The sequence below is a fragment of the Paenibacillus aurantius genome (assembly GCF_032268605.1).
GTDB classification, from domain to species: Bacteria; Bacillota; Bacilli; order Paenibacillales; family NBRC-103111; genus Paenibacillus_AO; species Paenibacillus_AO aurantius.
Genome location: NZ_CP130318.1, coordinates 2,212,236 through 2,226,198, shown reverse-complemented (window position 1 = coordinate 2,226,198; position 13,963 = coordinate 2,212,236). Strand labels below are relative to the sequence as shown.

The following is a 13,963-nucleotide window of genomic DNA, read 5'->3' as shown; positions in this document are numbered from 1 at the left end:
GACTATTCCATGAAGACGACAACCGAAAAAGTACGCTGCCGTTCCCTTGCCGCAGCCGGACGGTTCGTTCAGCACTTTTATCCGGACAGCCGCATTGTTATCCTAGGCGGCAGCACCGCCAGCGGCCGGGCCTCCGCTTCATCCGATCTGGATCTGGTCATTATCGACGATACCCAAGAGACCTCACATATCGTTTATAGGCAGTGGGAGGACTTCCCTGTCGATGCGCTCGTTCTAAAAGGAACCGACCTTCCGGCAGCGCTGAGAAGGGGAATTGAAACAGGCAATCCCATTCTGCAGAGAATATGCGCCGAAGGCTGGGTCCTTCGGGATGACGGGACTGCCGGAAGCCTTATCCGGGAATGCGCGGAGGACCTTGCCTGCGGGCCCATGCCTTATGCGGAGGAGGAAATCGCCCTGATCCGCTATGAAATTCATGACTTCCTTACCGACCTTCAGAGCGGCCGCTGCCGCGAGGAGGAGCTGTTCATCGTCCACCAGCTGACAGCCCTTGTCAGCGGTCTGCTCTTACGGGGGGGCGGGCATTGGTCGGGGGACGGCAAATGGCAGTACCGCAGCCTGGAGCATGGAAATCCGGAAGCCGCGGCCGCCCTGACTTCGGCTCTGTCCGCCTTCTACGAAAACCGCGACAAAGAGCCGCTATTGAACTTCGTTCGTTCCGTCATGGAGCCGTACGGCGGGCTGGAGCTCCGGGAGGTGACCATCCGCGGGCTGTTCAGGGAGGAGGGCGGGGAGGATTGAACCGCCGCGGCGGACTCTCGGAACGAGGTTTCCGCCATCCTTCCGCTCCTCCTGTCTTCCTTTGTCCCATCTGCTGCTTTTCCTTGCCTTGCCTAGCCCCCCTATTGCCGCCTTAGGGATGAAGGCTACCTTCCAGCTGAGCCCGCGGCCGGCTGAAACCGACCGGTACCTGGATCAGGCTCGTTTGGCCCCTTCCTGGCAAAGCGTACAACCGGTCGGCCTGGGCCGAATCGTACCCCAGCAGTGGATGTCCGTTCATTCCCGAGGCGGAGGCCGACAGGAGCAGCCGCTGCAGCAGAATGCCGGCCTCCATCTGCTGAATGCGGTATCCCCGGTAACCGTACCGGCTTAAGCTGTGCCGGAGGTCACCTGACGGATGGAAGACAAGCGGTACCTGGCACAGGTTAACGTTGTCAAGGGCCATCCCCCTCTGAAGCTCGGCACGCTGGTCTCCGGAACGTATCCGGACCAGAACGTGCAGCCGGGTATCATAGCGGTAGGCCCCGTCCGGAATGCCTTCCACCCCGTACATACAGCCGTACAGATCGACAGGGGGGCGCTCTGTTTGATGGGATCGTCCCTCCGTTCCCCGGTCACCCTCCCGCGTGAACCCCTGGCAGGCCTCCCTAAGCAGAAGCGCCAGCTCGGTTGCCTTAAGCCTTCGCCTCAAGGTGAAGCCCATGCCCGGAGAATGCCGGTGACGGCAGGCCTCCTCCCAATCAAAGGAAGCCCGCCGCGCCGTCGGAAGCTCAACAAGCTCCCCTTCGGGTAAATCCGAAGCCTCTCCCATTCGATCCAGAGGAACGAAGGTTTCCATCCGGGAGGCTTCATTCATTCGGGTCAGTTCCGGGTAGCCGAGTTCCTTGCGGCAGCGATTATAAGTGACATGATTCAGGGGGGGAAGCTCCCGGCACAGTCCGGTGGCCGTTTCCCCGCGGCTCTCCCCTTCCCTTTCCCTGGAAGGCGGGGCAGGATGAGCCGATAACGGCAAGACGGCATAGACGCTCTCTTCCTCCTCCTTTATCCCGATAAGATGGTGGACCGCCCGGTCGAGATAACGGTAACGAAGCTCTGCGGCGAATCCCAGGCGTTCCGCGCCTGTCAGCAGCTGACCGAGCAGCGCTCCCGCGTCCAGCCCCTGCAGCCGGTAGGCAAAGTCATAATATTTGAAATAATTTTTCCGAAAGACCACCGAAACGAACAGCGTCCCGAAAAACCCGGGCAGCGGACTCCGGTCCCCCAGCGCTCTGCCCACGTAATCGTCGAAATCCCCTTCTCTCAGAAGAACCAGGCGGTGATGGGCGGCGTCATAGTGATAGACCCCATGAGGTATCTCTTCCAGCTTTAAATAGGCATACAGCTCACAAGGATAGAGCCCGCCTCCGGAAGGGACAAACCGGCGGATGGACCACATTCCCTCGTCTCTCTCTCCGGGGGAAGCCCCTTCCCAAACAGACTGACCGAACCTTGAAACTCCATAGCCGTACCATAGAAGGGTCCCGAGACCCTCAAGCGAGGGCGAGGGCGCCCTTAGGACCTCCCCCGCCCGGGTTCGCCGAGAAGGATAGGGAAGCGGGAAGGCGGGAAGACCCGGATACAGCTTATACTTTAACGGGGCGTCTTCCCAGTCCACTTCTTTCCCGGGCGGCCGGCAGAGATCCGGTTCGAAGTGAAGATTGTGCACAAAGGTGTCCAGGTTCATCCCTTTCCTCCTTCCATCGGCTCATGGGAAAGGATGCGGATGCGGATTCAATTCTTCCGGCTTGAGGGGCGCCTCCGCATACCCCAGTAGGGCCGGAACCCGAAGCACCCGGTCGAGCCCCGTGAGCCGGGTCAGATGATAGCCGAAGGTCATCGGCAGCATGCCCGGGATGAGAACCTTTACACAGTGCAGACCGTTTCGCGCGATCTCCGGGGAAGTCTGGTTCACCACCACCACATCCATTCCGCATCGGCGGAAAGCTTCCAGCAGCTCCTTCAAGTCGTCCGTCAAGTCGGAATGCCGGCTGCCCTCGGGGAACGCCTCCTGGAAGCTAAGGGCAGGCCCGTTGTTTTTAAGCAGGAAATCAAGCCGGTTCTCCGCATCCGGATGGCTGTACAGCATCGAATGGTCTTCCATGGTCCTTACCTGCTCGGGATCCGCCAGCATCTCGAGGATCTTCTCCCGTCTGCTTTCCGCTTTCTCATCCAAGGTCAGCATCATGGCCGCCAGCTCGTGGAGCAGCCCCTTGGCGGCCCGTACCGGATCGGGATGGGCACCGGCCGCGCAGATCAGCCGCACCCCTTCTTCCTTCGTATTCCTCGCGATCGCCCATAGACTCGGAATGCCATGCTCGAGCGTCGCGTTAAACAGATGCAGCTCGTAGCCGGCCGCCGCTTTCATCTTCTCAATCATGACCGTCAGCTCAGGGTCATTTGACGAATAAGGGTCAATCCGGGGGAGCCGCAGCCGGGCATACCAGGCAAGCAGAAAGGCATCCCGTTCCACCACCTCCAGCATGCCGTAAAAAATGGCTTCCTCCAGGCTGCCTCCCAACGCACAGCCATTGGAGGTTTCATAGACATAGCCTTCTCCGCAACCAAGGCTGTAGTAGGCAAGCCGCTCGGGAACGAGAATCGGCTTCTCCTGAAGCAGAGAATACCCCCAGACCCATTCGAGCGGCCGGTCCGGATCATGCCGTTGAAAAGGAAAGCCCGGTTCCTCGTAGCGTTCTCGGGCATGGACCCCGACCGCTGCGGGATCAAGGGCGTGCGCACTAAGGCTTCGGTAGCTGCCCCGGACAGTCGTTCGTTTCCCCCGCGGGGCCACTCCGCAAAACCGTTCAAGCCCTTCCAATAGGGCGGTCGCTCCGCTGTCGGCATAGCTGTGGGTACGGCCGGCCGTCAACTCATCTCCTTCATAAAGCGGCAGGTTGACGGTCACATCGGCAAAGGGCGATGTAAAATCGCGCACCTGCAGATTAAACAGACCGGTCCGGTGGTCGAGGTAATCTTCCGTCAAGGGCTTCCGGAGATCATCTAGGGACCGATACCGGTAGCCTTTCCCTCCCGGCTTGGGGTTCGGGGCCAGCCGGATCACGGCCCGTTCCTCCGTGTCCGGAGGAAGGTCCCCGCATGCCGGACAGGCGGCATCCGGCAGCAGAACGTGCCGGGATAGTTTCCAAGTCCCCAGGTTCAGGATGGTTACCCTGGCGCGCAATTGGCCGGGAGCCGAGAAGAAGTCCTCGGCCTCCTGAGCGGCCAGCATGGACAGCTGGCTCAGTGCGGAGGCTGAGGCCCACGGATCGGGCCGGGGCTCCTCTTCCGCCATTTTGCTCCGCAGCTCCGCCATTTCCCGCCTGTCGCGCCCCGCCATGTAAAGCCGGTAATCGGCACAGCGGGAGCAGCCGGAGACCCCGGAGCGCACCAGCGGTCCCACAATGCCTTCCCCAAAGCTGACGTATAGCGGAAGCCAGGGGAATCCCGCCTTGCCCAATGCCTGTTCAGCAGCACGGATAACAGGTGGGTCCCAGGCATCGAGCGCGACGAGACCGAGGTCGTATTCAGGCGCCAGATCGGCGGGCAGCCCCTCGTTCATCCGAGTCACCTGGCAGAGGGACGAAAGCTTCCGGGAGACCTGTTCCGCCAGCCGTCCGGAGCCGATAACGAGAATCCGTCGGCTCATCGTGCCTTCACCTCCTTCAGCTGAATGCCGTAAAGCCCCAGCGCATCCCGCCAGAAAGACTCCACAGCCAAATCCCATAGAACGGCTTGGATACCGTTATTCTGCAGCTTTTGCAGGGCTTCCCGCAGGATATCCGGCGCGGAGAGCCGACCCGGCCCGGGCAGGACGCCGCGGTGCTGCGGCGGACGATCCGCCATCCTTACGGCGGCCGGCGTCAGCCCGCGCTCGCGAACGGCCTCCGCTTCCTCCCTAGTTCCGCTGTTCTGAAGCGCGCGCCTGAGGGCCCGGCGCAGGGCGGATACGGGCTCATAATCGAGCGCCCCGTACCACACTCCCTTAGCCTCTACCCAGGCAACCGGAAAGCCCCATAAGGGCTGGCCGACGGCCATGACGGGCCCTCTTTCGTAGGCCGACAGGGCCTTGAAGGCATAGAGACATTCTTCGTCCCGAACGTCGTCCTCCTCCAGGAGATGAACGTCCTGCCGCATTTTTTCCCGGCGGGCGAGCCATTCCTTCTCCAGGCATTTCCGCAGCCCCCGAAGCACCGCGTCGGCGGCCGTCTCTCCCGCCCCTACGCCGAGGAAGCTGGGGCCGGTGCGATCGGCGCCCAGCTTACCGGCAAGCCGGGCGGCGTAGTCCTCCACTCCGGTCAAGCCCGCTTCCATCCGGGCTTCCTCATGAGTGAAGGCGCAGCACAACCTTAAAGGAAGCAGAGCTTCCGCCCCCACTTCCAGCGGGTCCGCCGCTTGGACGAAGCACTGCGCGAGGGGCAGCTGCCTCGCGTCCCGCTCCTCCCACAAGGGGAGAATTCCCGTGTGAGGGGAGGCCAGGCTCCCGAGAAAACCGAGCGTCCGGCCCCGGTCCGCTTCAGCAGGCTCTTTCGCCAGAACATGCTCGACAGCCTCCGGTTGGATGTCCCCCAACTTGTCAGCCAGCGGATGGGGGAGAATGACTTGCCAGCCCCCTTCCAGGGTAAACGGATCGAGGAGATAGAGCGTGTTTTTCCGTTCTTCCTCCAGGATCCCCGCGGCGGTTTTGAGCCCTTCGAACACGATCAGATTGGCCAGCATGGCAGCGGCGGCAGCCGAAGGCTTCTGCTTCGCCACGGGGTGCGGCGGACGCAGCCGCCTCCAAGCGGATTCCCAGTCAGCGCTTCCCTTCCCTACAACCGGACCCGCTATCCCCGCTTCGGGGGTGCAGAGACCCGGAAGGAAGACCTTGTTCTCCTCCCGGCAGAGCCGGTTAACGCGGTGAAGCTCCTCCCGGTCTTCCGCCTCCGCCAGGTACAGAACCATATCCGCGGTTGATACGGCCTGTCTTAGCCCTTCTTCGTCCAGCACTTGCAAAGTACCGGTTTCGATTCGGATATCCGGATCCTTCCGCTGGGCTTCTGAAACGATTTCCCGGATACGGTCAAGCGTTGGGCCATCCTCTCCCCGGAGAAGCACCTCCACTCTCGCCGCACCCGACTCCAGCAGGGAGGTCACGACACTGACCAAACAGCCGCCTTTTCCACAGGCCAATACTTTGGTCGTGCGATACGCTTCGAAGCGTGCCGCTCCGGAACCTCCCAGCGAATCCAAATATTCAATTTGATCCGCGTAGGACTGAAGCGTTTCCTCTGTAAGACCGTGTGGCCGGTCCCCGCCGGCGTCCTTCAGAAAGCCGTTCCTCGCGAGGCGCTCGGCCAGCTCGATAACCCGATCCCGGTAAAGAGGAGGAAGCCCCTTCGTTAGCGTCTCCAGCGAATGCTCCCCGTTGAACATGGGCAGAAGCTTCTCAACCCAGCGGTCGATCATTTCTCCTTCCATTCGGAACGTTCCCTGGTTGTTGCGGAAATACACCCTGCCCGGTGTTTCCGCCGTATAATAAGTATCCCGGTTCACCTTCGGCCTTGCCGAAGGACCCCATTGTTCCATTGGCCACCCCTCCTTGCGGCCGGGATTCGCGCCCGGCACCCAGCTGTCTTTGCCAGTTTATGTCGAGACGTCTGTCCGTCATTCCATATCCTTCGACGCTTGCGTCCCCGCCCGCTTCCTTTCCCATCGGAAAAATGGCAAAAGCCCCCGCCATTAGCGAGGGCTTGCCGTATTCCGCCTGCGGCCTCAGGCCTTTTGCTCTTAATCAGGGCAAGACAGCCAGAGCGGCGGGATTAGTGGAAGCAGCGGGCGCAGCCAGCACAGCCGCCACAGCGGAACCCGCCGCAGCCGGCACATCCGGCACAGCGGAACCCGCCGCAACCAGCACAGCCTGCGCACCCGGCGCAGCCTGCGCACCCCGCACATCCGGCGCAACCCGCGCAGCCCGCACAGCGGAAGAACCCGCCGCAGAACAGACCACAGCGGAAGAATCCGAAGCCTAAGCCTCCTAAGCCTAAGCCTACACAAAGGCGGGCTGGATCGGCCGCTTGCTGAGCCTGGGCGTCCCAGGGCGTCACTTCCCCGGTCCGATAATCCGAAACCGGCAGGTTAAGAAGCTCATTTTGAAAATCTGTCATAAGAAATACCCTCCGTTTGACTTTGGAATGTGGCCGTCAGGCATTTGCCCATCCGGCGAGATACCACACACTATGTCAGGAGGGTCCCTCGGGTTCCTTGTCTTCGATTCTTTTCACAAAAAAAACAAGCCCGAACCCTCGTTCGAACCTGTTCACACGGTTCCGCCGTATAGAAACGGCAGCCCCTTTCTACGCACGAAACAAAATATTTCCCTGCAGGGAAGCATCATCCCGGACATCAACGGCCAATCCTTCATGACGGGCCTTTTCCATCGCTTCGATGAGCCATAACGTGAAGCCCGCGACGTTCATATCCGCTATCTCCTCCACGCTGTAGAAGCCGGCCGCATCCACCTCGATTCCGTCCGGCACCGGCTCCCCGCCCAAGTCCTCCATCTCGAAGGCGATATAGACGTTATGAACGGCTCTCGGCTGGTCGCGAAGGGCAATAATGGAACGAACCGCTGCCCTAACCCCCGTTTCCTCCAGCACCTCACGGACAATCGTTTCGTGAATGGGCTCGTGCTGCTCTATGTATCCCCCAGGGTTGGTCCAGCGGCCCTTTCCGGGCTCCTGGGCGCGGCGCACGAGCAGAATTTTCCCATCCCGCTTCAGAAGAGCTCCCACCCCGACGCTGTAATGGCCCCAATGAACAAATGAACAGGCCGGGCAGGCCATTCTTACCGTTCCGTCAAAATCCCTCTCGGCCAACCCGGTGCCGCAAGAGAGGCAGTACTTGATTTCCAACGCCATTCCACCTTTGTATGATTTCTTGTCCTCTATCTCTCTACCGCCGGCAAAGGTAGGTCCTCTCTAACGAGACGGACGCCATCCCGGCATACTCCGTATGGCTCCCATGGACAGCCTTCGCAAATGACGCCTACGTCATCCGGATGAATCCGCTCTTTCAGAAGGACGGTGATTTCCCCCCAGCTTCCCCGCCAACCCGGCGCAAGTCCAAGCCGCTGCAGGACCTCGCGGTCCCGGTTCCCTACCGTTCCCCTGCAGTGGTTCGTCTTATCCTCCGGATAAGCCCGGCAAATCTCGTCCGGTCCTTCCACCAGTTCGACGGACTGCTCCGGCTGCTGACGCAGCCTCTCATAGATCGAAGTCATGTTGGCGCAAAATTCCGCGGAATAGCCCATTCCCCGGTAGCCCAGGAGACACAGCAGATGATGTCCCCGCAGCTTGACGGTCATGCCTGCTCCCTCCTCCATCCGCTATTGCTCGTAAACCGGCATCTTCGACTATACCACGAAATGGAGACGGACAGCGACCCTTCTGGGCAGCCGGCTCAGGAAGGACGCCGTCTTCTATGCTGGAACTGGGACCATTGAAAGAGCAGGAAGCATCCGATGCAGAAGCCTAGAATGGCGATGAAGGCGGCCAAGGCTACCATAGCGGAGAAGACATAAGCAGCGGTCTGCCAGCCCATCAAATAGCTGACCAGTGCGCCGGCTAGAAACAGCACGGCGAGAAGCTGATTAAACTTCTGCTGGCTTTTGTCCTCCGGTATATAGTCGGCCATCGGCCGGCGGAGGAAGAGCTTGGCTGCCCGCATCACCGGATTGAAATCGGCCGCCACCCCGAGCAGACCGGAAACGAAAGGAAGGGCAAGAATCCAGTAGAAGCCCGTTGCCCAGGTCAGAAGAACGGATAGGACGATCACCCATTGATTGACGCGCACCAGCGGACGAGGAATGGAATTCGGCATAATAACCACCTTTTTTATCGGAATATTTGTAGTTTACTTCGTCTTGCCCGTTTTGGGAAGCTGACCTACGCCTGCTGTCGATTTCTGTACCTTTTTACCTATTTTTCATCGAAGGGGTTTACTTTCTCCGTTTTAGAAGCTAGAATCTAACTAACTGAATATCGCTGAGTTTTCTTTCATTTGAAAGAAAAGCGGGGGAACCACATTTTCATGGGGTGAATCGGCAGGTATGCCGAAGGACGATCTCACCGTCCTAATCCGACAGCTAACCTCGTAAGCGTGGTGGGAAGGATAGATGACAAGCAGCACAAGGTCTAGCCTTGTGTTTTTTTGATTTCTATTTCCATCGTTCCCACAAAAGGTAAAATACGCCGTTCATTTTAACTTTAGGAGGGATCCGCGATGCTATGCAAAGAGAAACTGTTCGGTCTGCTTAACAACTTGGACGAGATGGACCAGAAGTCGGCCTACGCTTTCATGCAATCGCTTGACAAGCAAAACGAAGAGCAAAAGTCGAACGAAGTCCAGGCGGAAAAAGCGGACATGGAAGAGCCTAAACCAAACAAAGCCCAAGTGGAAATTCTCGGCAGAGGATACTTTGTCGTCGGTGACTGAGGCTGTACGCAGGACGGCGGGGAATTCCCCGCCTTTCACTTCTCTTCGAGGCCAAGCTCGGCCCGGATGATTCTGATATTCTCCCGGTGGCACTCCTCCGTAAAAGCCGATGGATAAGCATGTTCCCCCTTCATCCGCTCCATCTCCCCCTCGTCTCCTTCCAGCACGGCCCGCTTAAGCCTAGCCAGGTAATCCTGGGCAAGGGTCAGCCTTCGCCTCATTTCCGTCCGGTCTGCCGTATGCCGGCCGTGTCCCGGCACCAAATGCCGAATGGCGTGACGATTCAATAGAGCCAGAGCCTTCTCCAGTGTTTCCTCATAGGCCGATGCACTGTGCGACACGAAGGGCCGTTCAAAATCGGACAAATAATCTCCCGCCAGCAGCAGCCCAAGAGGCTCCACTACCGTGAACAAGCCGTCTTCCGTATGGCCCGGCGCCAGATAGAACGTGAGCACCGTTTCCCCCAGTACCAGCTTCTGCCCGTCTTCTTCCATTACATGGTCGAGCACCGGAAAGTCCACGGGATACCCCCTGTCTACATAATGAGCCGCATCAAACTCCCGAATGAGCAACAGCTGCTTTTCCTTCTCCGGATGATGATGAAGCCCCCTGGATCCGATAGTCCGGGCCTCCGGAAAAGCCTTCCACCCGAGAATGTGGTCGAAATCCCCATGGGTAAACAGCAAGTAGCATGGCCTGTCCCCGCGCACGGAGTCCACAAAGGACCGGATCTCCTGAACCTCCCCCGGCAGCCAGCACGGATCAGTCACCAGCACAAGCTCTCGGGTCCAAACCACCGTTGAGGTGGTCTGGTAAAGGGCGCTTTGGAAGATCGCCAAGCCCTCGTCCCGGTAATCAAGCATGTCGTCATCCTCCTTCGGTCCTAAGGCCCGCTGACCCGGAAGCCCGCCAGCGGCCTTTTCCTGCATTATAGCACGCGGCGTTCCGCACGGGGAGGGTGATAAGGATGGTGCGTTCCATCGCCCGAAAAACAAAAGCCTTCTTTAGTCCGAGACGCGGATAAAGAAGGCTTTTGTGGGGGAAAGACCTAGTTCTCTTCCAGAATGGCGCGCAGGCGGCCCGGGTAATCGGTGATGATGCCGTCCACACCGAAGGAAATGGCCTTCCGCATTATCGTTTCGTCATTCAGCGTCCAAGGGTAGACGGCATAGCCGTGGGCTTGGGCGTCGGCCGAGTGGGCGGCCTCCAGCCTTCTCATGGCTACGTGTAAAGAGAAGGACTCTACCCCGGCGGCCTCCGGAAGCTTCCAGTGGTGCTCCAGACGGTTGTCGTACAGCAGGCCGACCCGAACCGATGGCTCCAGCTTCTTAAGGGTGGCGAGCGTGATGAAATCGAAGGAGGACACCACGACCGTATCTACCCGGTTCTTACGGCGCATGAGGTCAACGAGCGCTTCTTCCATGCCGGCGCCGATGCCTCCCTTGATCTCCACATTGATCATCAGGCCGCTTGGCGCGAGGTCGAATACTTCCTCGAGCGTGGGCAGCTTCTCTCCGGCATAAGCCTCCGAGAACCACGAGCCGGCGTCATAACGGCGAAGCTCCTCCAAGGTCATGTCGGCCACGGCGCCCGTTCCGTTCGTGGTCCGGTTGATCGTGCCGTCGTGAATGACGATGATTTGTCCGTCCTTGGACAGATGCACATCCAGCTCAAAGGCGTCGCAGCCCTGCTCCAAGCCGAGCTTAAATGCCGCCAGTGTATTCTCGGGTGCCTCCCCTGCGGCCCCGCGATGGGCAATGACCAGCGGTTTGGTTTCGTTCGTTGCCATGTCTTTTCCCTCTCTCCTATGTCCATTTGTCTTCCTTTGCTGTCGGCTAACGATCCGCCAGCGGCAGCAAAAAGGAGACGAAAGAAAGCCGGGAACCTGTAAGCAATTCGACGCCGGACGGCGCCGTTTTGCCTTGTTCCTAGGTTTTCTCATCGTCTCCACCCGGTTCACGGCTTATTGGCTGATGAATGGTAAAGCATTAATTCGTGAACAAGTATGTCATGGATGATTTTGGTTGTCAAGCACAAATGCTAAGCGGATGGACTGGACATCCGGGACACGGTCTGGCTGCTGCTCCACTTGGATTCGATGGACAGCACATCTCCCGTTTTGGAGATGCCTTCCAAGGCTTTGACCATCCGGTCTCCACTTGCAAATTTCAGGCGGAAGCGCAGCTCCATCACCGGCTCCCCCTTCTCCCCCAAGACAGGCTTTTCTTCGGGGGTCATGTTTACGTTCGCGATCTGAATGCCCTGCAGCCCGAATTCCGTGGCAATGCGTCCGAGGCTACCCGGCCGGTCAAAAATTTTGATGGTGACCTCCTGGTGACGCCGGTCCCGCATCAGCACCTTCTCCCACTTGTTAAGGAGAAACAGGCTGACCAGCACCAGTAGGGTCGCGAGTCCCGCGCAATAATAGAAACCAGCTCCCACGCAGAGACCGATCGCGGCCACTACCCAGATCGAAGCGGCGGTGGTCAGACCCGATACGGTTGCGCCCGTCCTCATAATGGCCCCGGCTCCCAGGAAGCCGATGCCGCTGATCACCTGGGCGGCGAGACGGGCCGGATCCATCCGCACATTCTCTTCCGTGACGAATTGGGAGAACCCGTAAATGGACAGAAGCATGATGGCGGCCGAGCCGATGCATACGAGAATATGGGTGCGGAATCCGGCCGCATGATGATTCCACTCCCGTTCCAGTCCGATCAACCCTCCGCAGAGGGCGGCCAAGAGTAGGCGGATCGTTAAATGCCAATCCGAAATATACCAAACACCGGACATCGTGTCACGCCCTTTCTGCCGATACCGGCGTCGGCTTTGAAGCCGGTGATTTTGTTCCAGGCGCCGGAGCGGCCGGGCTTACATGGGGTTCCAGCTGCTTATCATTGGGCGGCAGCTCGTGGATGCTGCGGAACATCCGGTCAAGCTCCTTCGCCTGTTCTTCCGCTTGAGCTTCGTCCCAGCCCAATTTCTCTTTCATCAGGGAGAGAACCTCCCCGCTCAGCCTTTCGGCTTTCGGAAGCTTGAAATACGACCATCCCGTCCTCAAGCGGACAAAATCGGCCGCGCTTACCGTCATTTCTTCTTCAATGGCATACGATACAAGGGCGCTCAGCTCTCTCGTCTCCAGAGGGAGGTCCTTCTTCGCGGATGTCTTAAAGCGCTCGACAATCCCCATCGCTCCGGTACCGTACGTATCGACCCATTCCTGCATCGCCTCGCTGCTGACGCCCAGGCGGACACCGGCCGCGTGCATTTCCTTCTTCCAGTCGGCAAAGGAGCCTCTTCCTTTGTTCTCTCCCCCGCTTATGACGATTTGATCGGTGCTGCAGCCAGGCAGCTTCCGGCCATCGGCGGCGTAGATCCGTTCGCCTACCAGGTCGACCACTTTCTCCGCCATTTTGCGGAAGCCGGTCAGCTTGCCTCCGGCAATGGTGATGAGACCGGTGGGCGAATGGAAAATCTCATCCTTGCGGGAGAGCTCCGACGGCCCCTTGCCTTCTTCGTAAATAAGAGGACGAAGACCGGCCCAATGGGAGCGGACATCCCCGACCGTCAGCTTGACGGAAGGGAACATGGAGTTAATGGCACGCAGGAGATAATCCCGGTCCTCCTCCGTTGTTCTTGGGGTTTCGATTGTTTTGTCATAGGCGGTGTCCGTTGTCCCCACATACGTGCTGGAGCCCCGGGGAATGACGAAGACCATCCGTCCGTCCGGCGTATCGAAATAGGCCGCCTGCTTAACGGGAAGCTTATCGTAATCGATAACCAGGTGCACCCCCTTCGTGAGGAACAGCCGCTTGCCCTGCATGGAGCCGTCGAGCCGGCGGACATCGTCCACCCAAGGTCCCGCTGCATTAACTATATGCTTGGCATAGAGCTCATAGCTCTCTCCGCTCACCCGGTCCTTGACCTCGACACCGACCACCCTGCGGTCCTTGTACAAGAAACGCACCGCTTCCGTATGGTTGACGGCCAGCGCCCCGCGGGCCGAAGCCGTTTTCATAATTTCCAGCGTCAACCGGGCATCGTCGGTCCGGTACTCGAAGTATAAGCCTCCGCCTTTCAATCCGTCCGATTTGAGAAGAGGCTCGCTTTTCATCGTCTCTGTGCGGTTTAGCATCTTCCGCCGTTCCTTGCGTGCCACTCCGGCGAGCCAGTCATAAATGTATAAGCCGATGGAGGACATGAAATAACCGTACGTGCCTCCTTTATAGATCGGAAGCAGCATGGGAGCCGGGATCACGAGATGGGGGGCATTCTTGTAGAGAATCGTCCGCTCCCGGCCCACCTCCTGCACCAGCTTAACCTCTCCCTGCTTCAAGTAGCGCAGACCGCCATGGACCAGCTTGGTGGAACGGCTGCTGGTGCCCGATCCGAAGTCCTTCTTCTCAATAAGGCCAATGCGGAGTCCCCGTTCGGCCGCATCCAATGCGATACCCGCCCCGGTGATTCCCCCTCCGATGACAAGCAGATCGAGAGGCTCTCCTGCCATCTCTTCCAGCTTGCCCGCCCGGCTTTCCGCCGAAAATGCTGCACTCATCCAAACCCCTTCTTTCTTTGTAGAAATAAGAAAAAGCCGGCTCGAAACAGAGTCCTCCCTACGGGATATCCCTCTGTTTCCAAGCCGGCTCTCCATGGTCTCCGCCTGCTTTGAAACGATTATGCTTGTGGGCTGTGGCCCGGCCCCTCGGGACTT

General features: G+C 59.1%; 13 protein-coding genes, 1 pseudogene and 1 riboswitch. Of the genes and pseudogenes, 2 read left to right on the top strand and 12 right to left on the bottom strand.

What is annotated here, in order from left to right:
* The first annotated feature begins 9 nt into the window (after positions 1–9).
* Positions 10–762: a nucleotidyltransferase domain-containing protein gene (locus MJA45_RS10060; protein WP_315607126.1), complete on the top strand. Its 753-nt coding sequence runs from the start codon at positions 10–12 to the stop codon at positions 760–762.
* A 112-nt stretch (positions 763–874) separates the two neighbouring features.
* Here the strand turns inward: MJA45_RS10060 and MJA45_RS10055 are convergent, their stop codons facing one another.
* The 8 genes and pseudogenes from MJA45_RS10055 to MJA45_RS10025 all read right to left on the bottom strand — a co-directional run bounded on the left by MJA45_RS10055 (position 875) and on the right by MJA45_RS10025 (position 8,637).
* Entirely contained in the window at positions 875–2,464 is a 1,590-nt protein-coding gene (locus MJA45_RS10055; protein ID WP_315607125.1) for a SagB/ThcOx family dehydrogenase, read from the bottom strand.
* A gap of 21 nt (positions 2,465–2,485) precedes the next feature.
* Entirely contained in the window at positions 2,486–4,426 is a 1,941-nt protein-coding gene (locus MJA45_RS10050; RefSeq protein ID WP_315607124.1) for a TOMM precursor leader peptide-binding protein, read from the bottom strand.
* Positions 4,423–6,345 carry a bacteriocin maturation protein gene (locus tag MJA45_RS10045; protein ID WP_315607123.1) on the bottom strand — a complete coding sequence of 641 codons (1,923 nt, stop codon included), beginning with the start codon at positions 6,343–6,345 and terminating at the stop codon, positions 4,423–4,425. The genes MJA45_RS10050 and MJA45_RS10045 overlap by 4 nt, the downstream gene beginning before the upstream one ends.
* Positions 6,346–6,550: 205 nt before the next feature.
* Complete coding sequence (locus tag MJA45_RS28635) at positions 6,551–6,709, bottom strand: hypothetical protein (protein ID WP_407083180.1); 159 nt, start codon at positions 6,707–6,709, stop codon at positions 6,551–6,553.
* 22 nt (positions 6,710–6,731) lie between these two features.
* Positions 6,732–6,923: pseudogene (locus tag MJA45_RS28630) on the bottom strand (heterocycloanthracin/sonorensin family bacteriocin); the annotation flags it as partial.
* 189 nt (positions 6,924–7,112) lie between these two features.
* Entirely contained in the window at positions 7,113–7,676 is a 564-nt protein-coding gene (locus MJA45_RS10035; RefSeq protein WP_407083119.1) for an NUDIX domain-containing protein, read from the bottom strand.
* Between the two features lie 26 nt (positions 7,677–7,702).
* Complete coding sequence (locus MJA45_RS10030) at positions 7,703–8,122, bottom strand: DUF1284 domain-containing protein (protein ID WP_315607121.1); 420 nt, start codon at positions 8,120–8,122, stop codon at positions 7,703–7,705.
* 95 nt (positions 8,123–8,217) lie between these two features.
* A complete protein-coding gene (locus tag MJA45_RS10025) occupies positions 8,218–8,637 on the bottom strand; it encodes a DUF4395 domain-containing protein (protein WP_315607120.1) in 420 nt (139 codons plus the stop codon).
* A 152-nt stretch (positions 8,638–8,789) separates the two neighbouring features.
* Positions 8,790–8,932, top strand: a riboswitch (cyclic di-AMP (ydaO/yuaA leader).
* Between the two features lie 107 nt (positions 8,933–9,039).
* Between MJA45_RS10025 and MJA45_RS10020 the strand changes: the two genes are divergently transcribed.
* The gene (locus MJA45_RS10020; protein WP_315607119.1) at positions 9,040–9,252 is read left to right on the top strand and encodes a hypothetical protein; all 213 of its coding nucleotides are present in this window, start codon (positions 9,040–9,042) and stop codon (positions 9,250–9,252) included.
* A 35-nt stretch (positions 9,253–9,287) separates the two neighbouring features.
* Here the strand turns inward: MJA45_RS10020 and MJA45_RS10015 are convergent, their stop codons facing one another.
* The 4 genes from MJA45_RS10015 to MJA45_RS10000 all read right to left on the bottom strand — a co-directional run bounded on the left by MJA45_RS10015 (position 9,288) and on the right by MJA45_RS10000 (position 13,807).
* On the bottom strand, positions 9,288–10,115 hold the full coding sequence (locus MJA45_RS10015; protein ID WP_315607118.1) for an MBL fold metallo-hydrolase: 828 nt from the start codon (positions 10,113–10,115) through the stop codon (positions 9,288–9,290).
* Positions 10,116–10,300: 185 nt separating this feature from the next.
* The gene (locus MJA45_RS10010) at positions 10,301–11,041 is read right to left on the bottom strand and encodes a glycerophosphodiester phosphodiesterase (protein ID WP_315607117.1); all 741 of its coding nucleotides are present in this window, start codon (positions 11,039–11,041) and stop codon (positions 10,301–10,303) included.
* Between the two features lie 251 nt (positions 11,042–11,292).
* Positions 11,293–12,045 (bottom strand): MgtC/SapB family protein, encoded by a 753-nt coding sequence (locus MJA45_RS10005; RefSeq protein WP_315607116.1) that lies wholly within the window; start codon positions 12,043–12,045, stop codon positions 11,293–11,295.
* Between the two features lie 4 nt (positions 12,046–12,049).
* On the bottom strand, positions 12,050–13,807 hold the full coding sequence (locus MJA45_RS10000) for a glycerol-3-phosphate dehydrogenase/oxidase (protein ID WP_315607115.1): 1,758 nt from the start codon (positions 13,805–13,807) through the stop codon (positions 12,050–12,052).
* Positions 13,808–13,963: the final 156 nt, after the last annotated feature.

What these genes read in the sequence shown, in the direction of transcription:
- MJA45_RS10060 (WP_315607126.1), top strand. Translation starts at nt 10, where the DNA reads ATGAAGACGACAACCGAAAAAGTACGCTGCCGTTCCCTTGCCGCAGCC.
- MJA45_RS10055 (WP_315607125.1), bottom strand. Translation starts at nt 2,464, where the DNA reads ATGAACCTGGACACCTTTGTGCACAATCTTCACTTCGAACCGGATCTC.
- MJA45_RS10050 (WP_315607124.1), bottom strand. Translation starts at nt 4,426, where the DNA reads ATGAGCCGACGGATTCTCGTTATCGGCTCCGGACGGCTGGCGGAACAG.
- MJA45_RS10045 (WP_315607123.1), bottom strand. Translation starts at nt 6,345, where the DNA reads ATGGAACAATGGGGTCCTTCGGCAAGGCCGAAGGTGAACCGGGATACT.
- MJA45_RS10035 (WP_407083119.1), bottom strand. Translation starts at nt 7,676, where the DNA reads ATGGCGTTGGAAATCAAGTACTGCCTCTCTTGCGGCACCGGGTTGGCC.
- MJA45_RS10030 (WP_315607121.1), bottom strand. Translation starts at nt 8,122, where the DNA reads ATGACCGTCAAGCTGCGGGGACATCATCTGCTGTGTCTCCTGGGCTAC.
- MJA45_RS10025 (WP_315607120.1), bottom strand. Translation starts at nt 8,637, where the DNA reads ATGCCGAATTCCATTCCTCGTCCGCTGGTGCGCGTCAATCAATGGGTG.
- MJA45_RS10020 (WP_315607119.1), top strand. Translation starts at nt 9,040, where the DNA reads ATGCTATGCAAAGAGAAACTGTTCGGTCTGCTTAACAACTTGGACGAG.
- MJA45_RS10015 (WP_315607118.1), bottom strand. Translation starts at nt 10,115, where the DNA reads ATGCTTGATTACCGGGACGAGGGCTTGGCGATCTTCCAAAGCGCCCTT.
- MJA45_RS10010 (WP_315607117.1), bottom strand. Translation starts at nt 11,041, where the DNA reads ATGGCAACGAACGAAACCAAACCGCTGGTCATTGCCCATCGCGGGGCC.
- MJA45_RS10005 (WP_315607116.1), bottom strand. Translation starts at nt 12,045, where the DNA reads ATGTCCGGTGTTTGGTATATTTCGGATTGGCATTTAACGATCCGCCTA.
- MJA45_RS10000 (WP_315607115.1), bottom strand. Translation starts at nt 13,807, where the DNA reads ATGAGTGCAGCATTTTCGGCGGAAAGCCGGGCGGGCAAGCTGGAAGAG.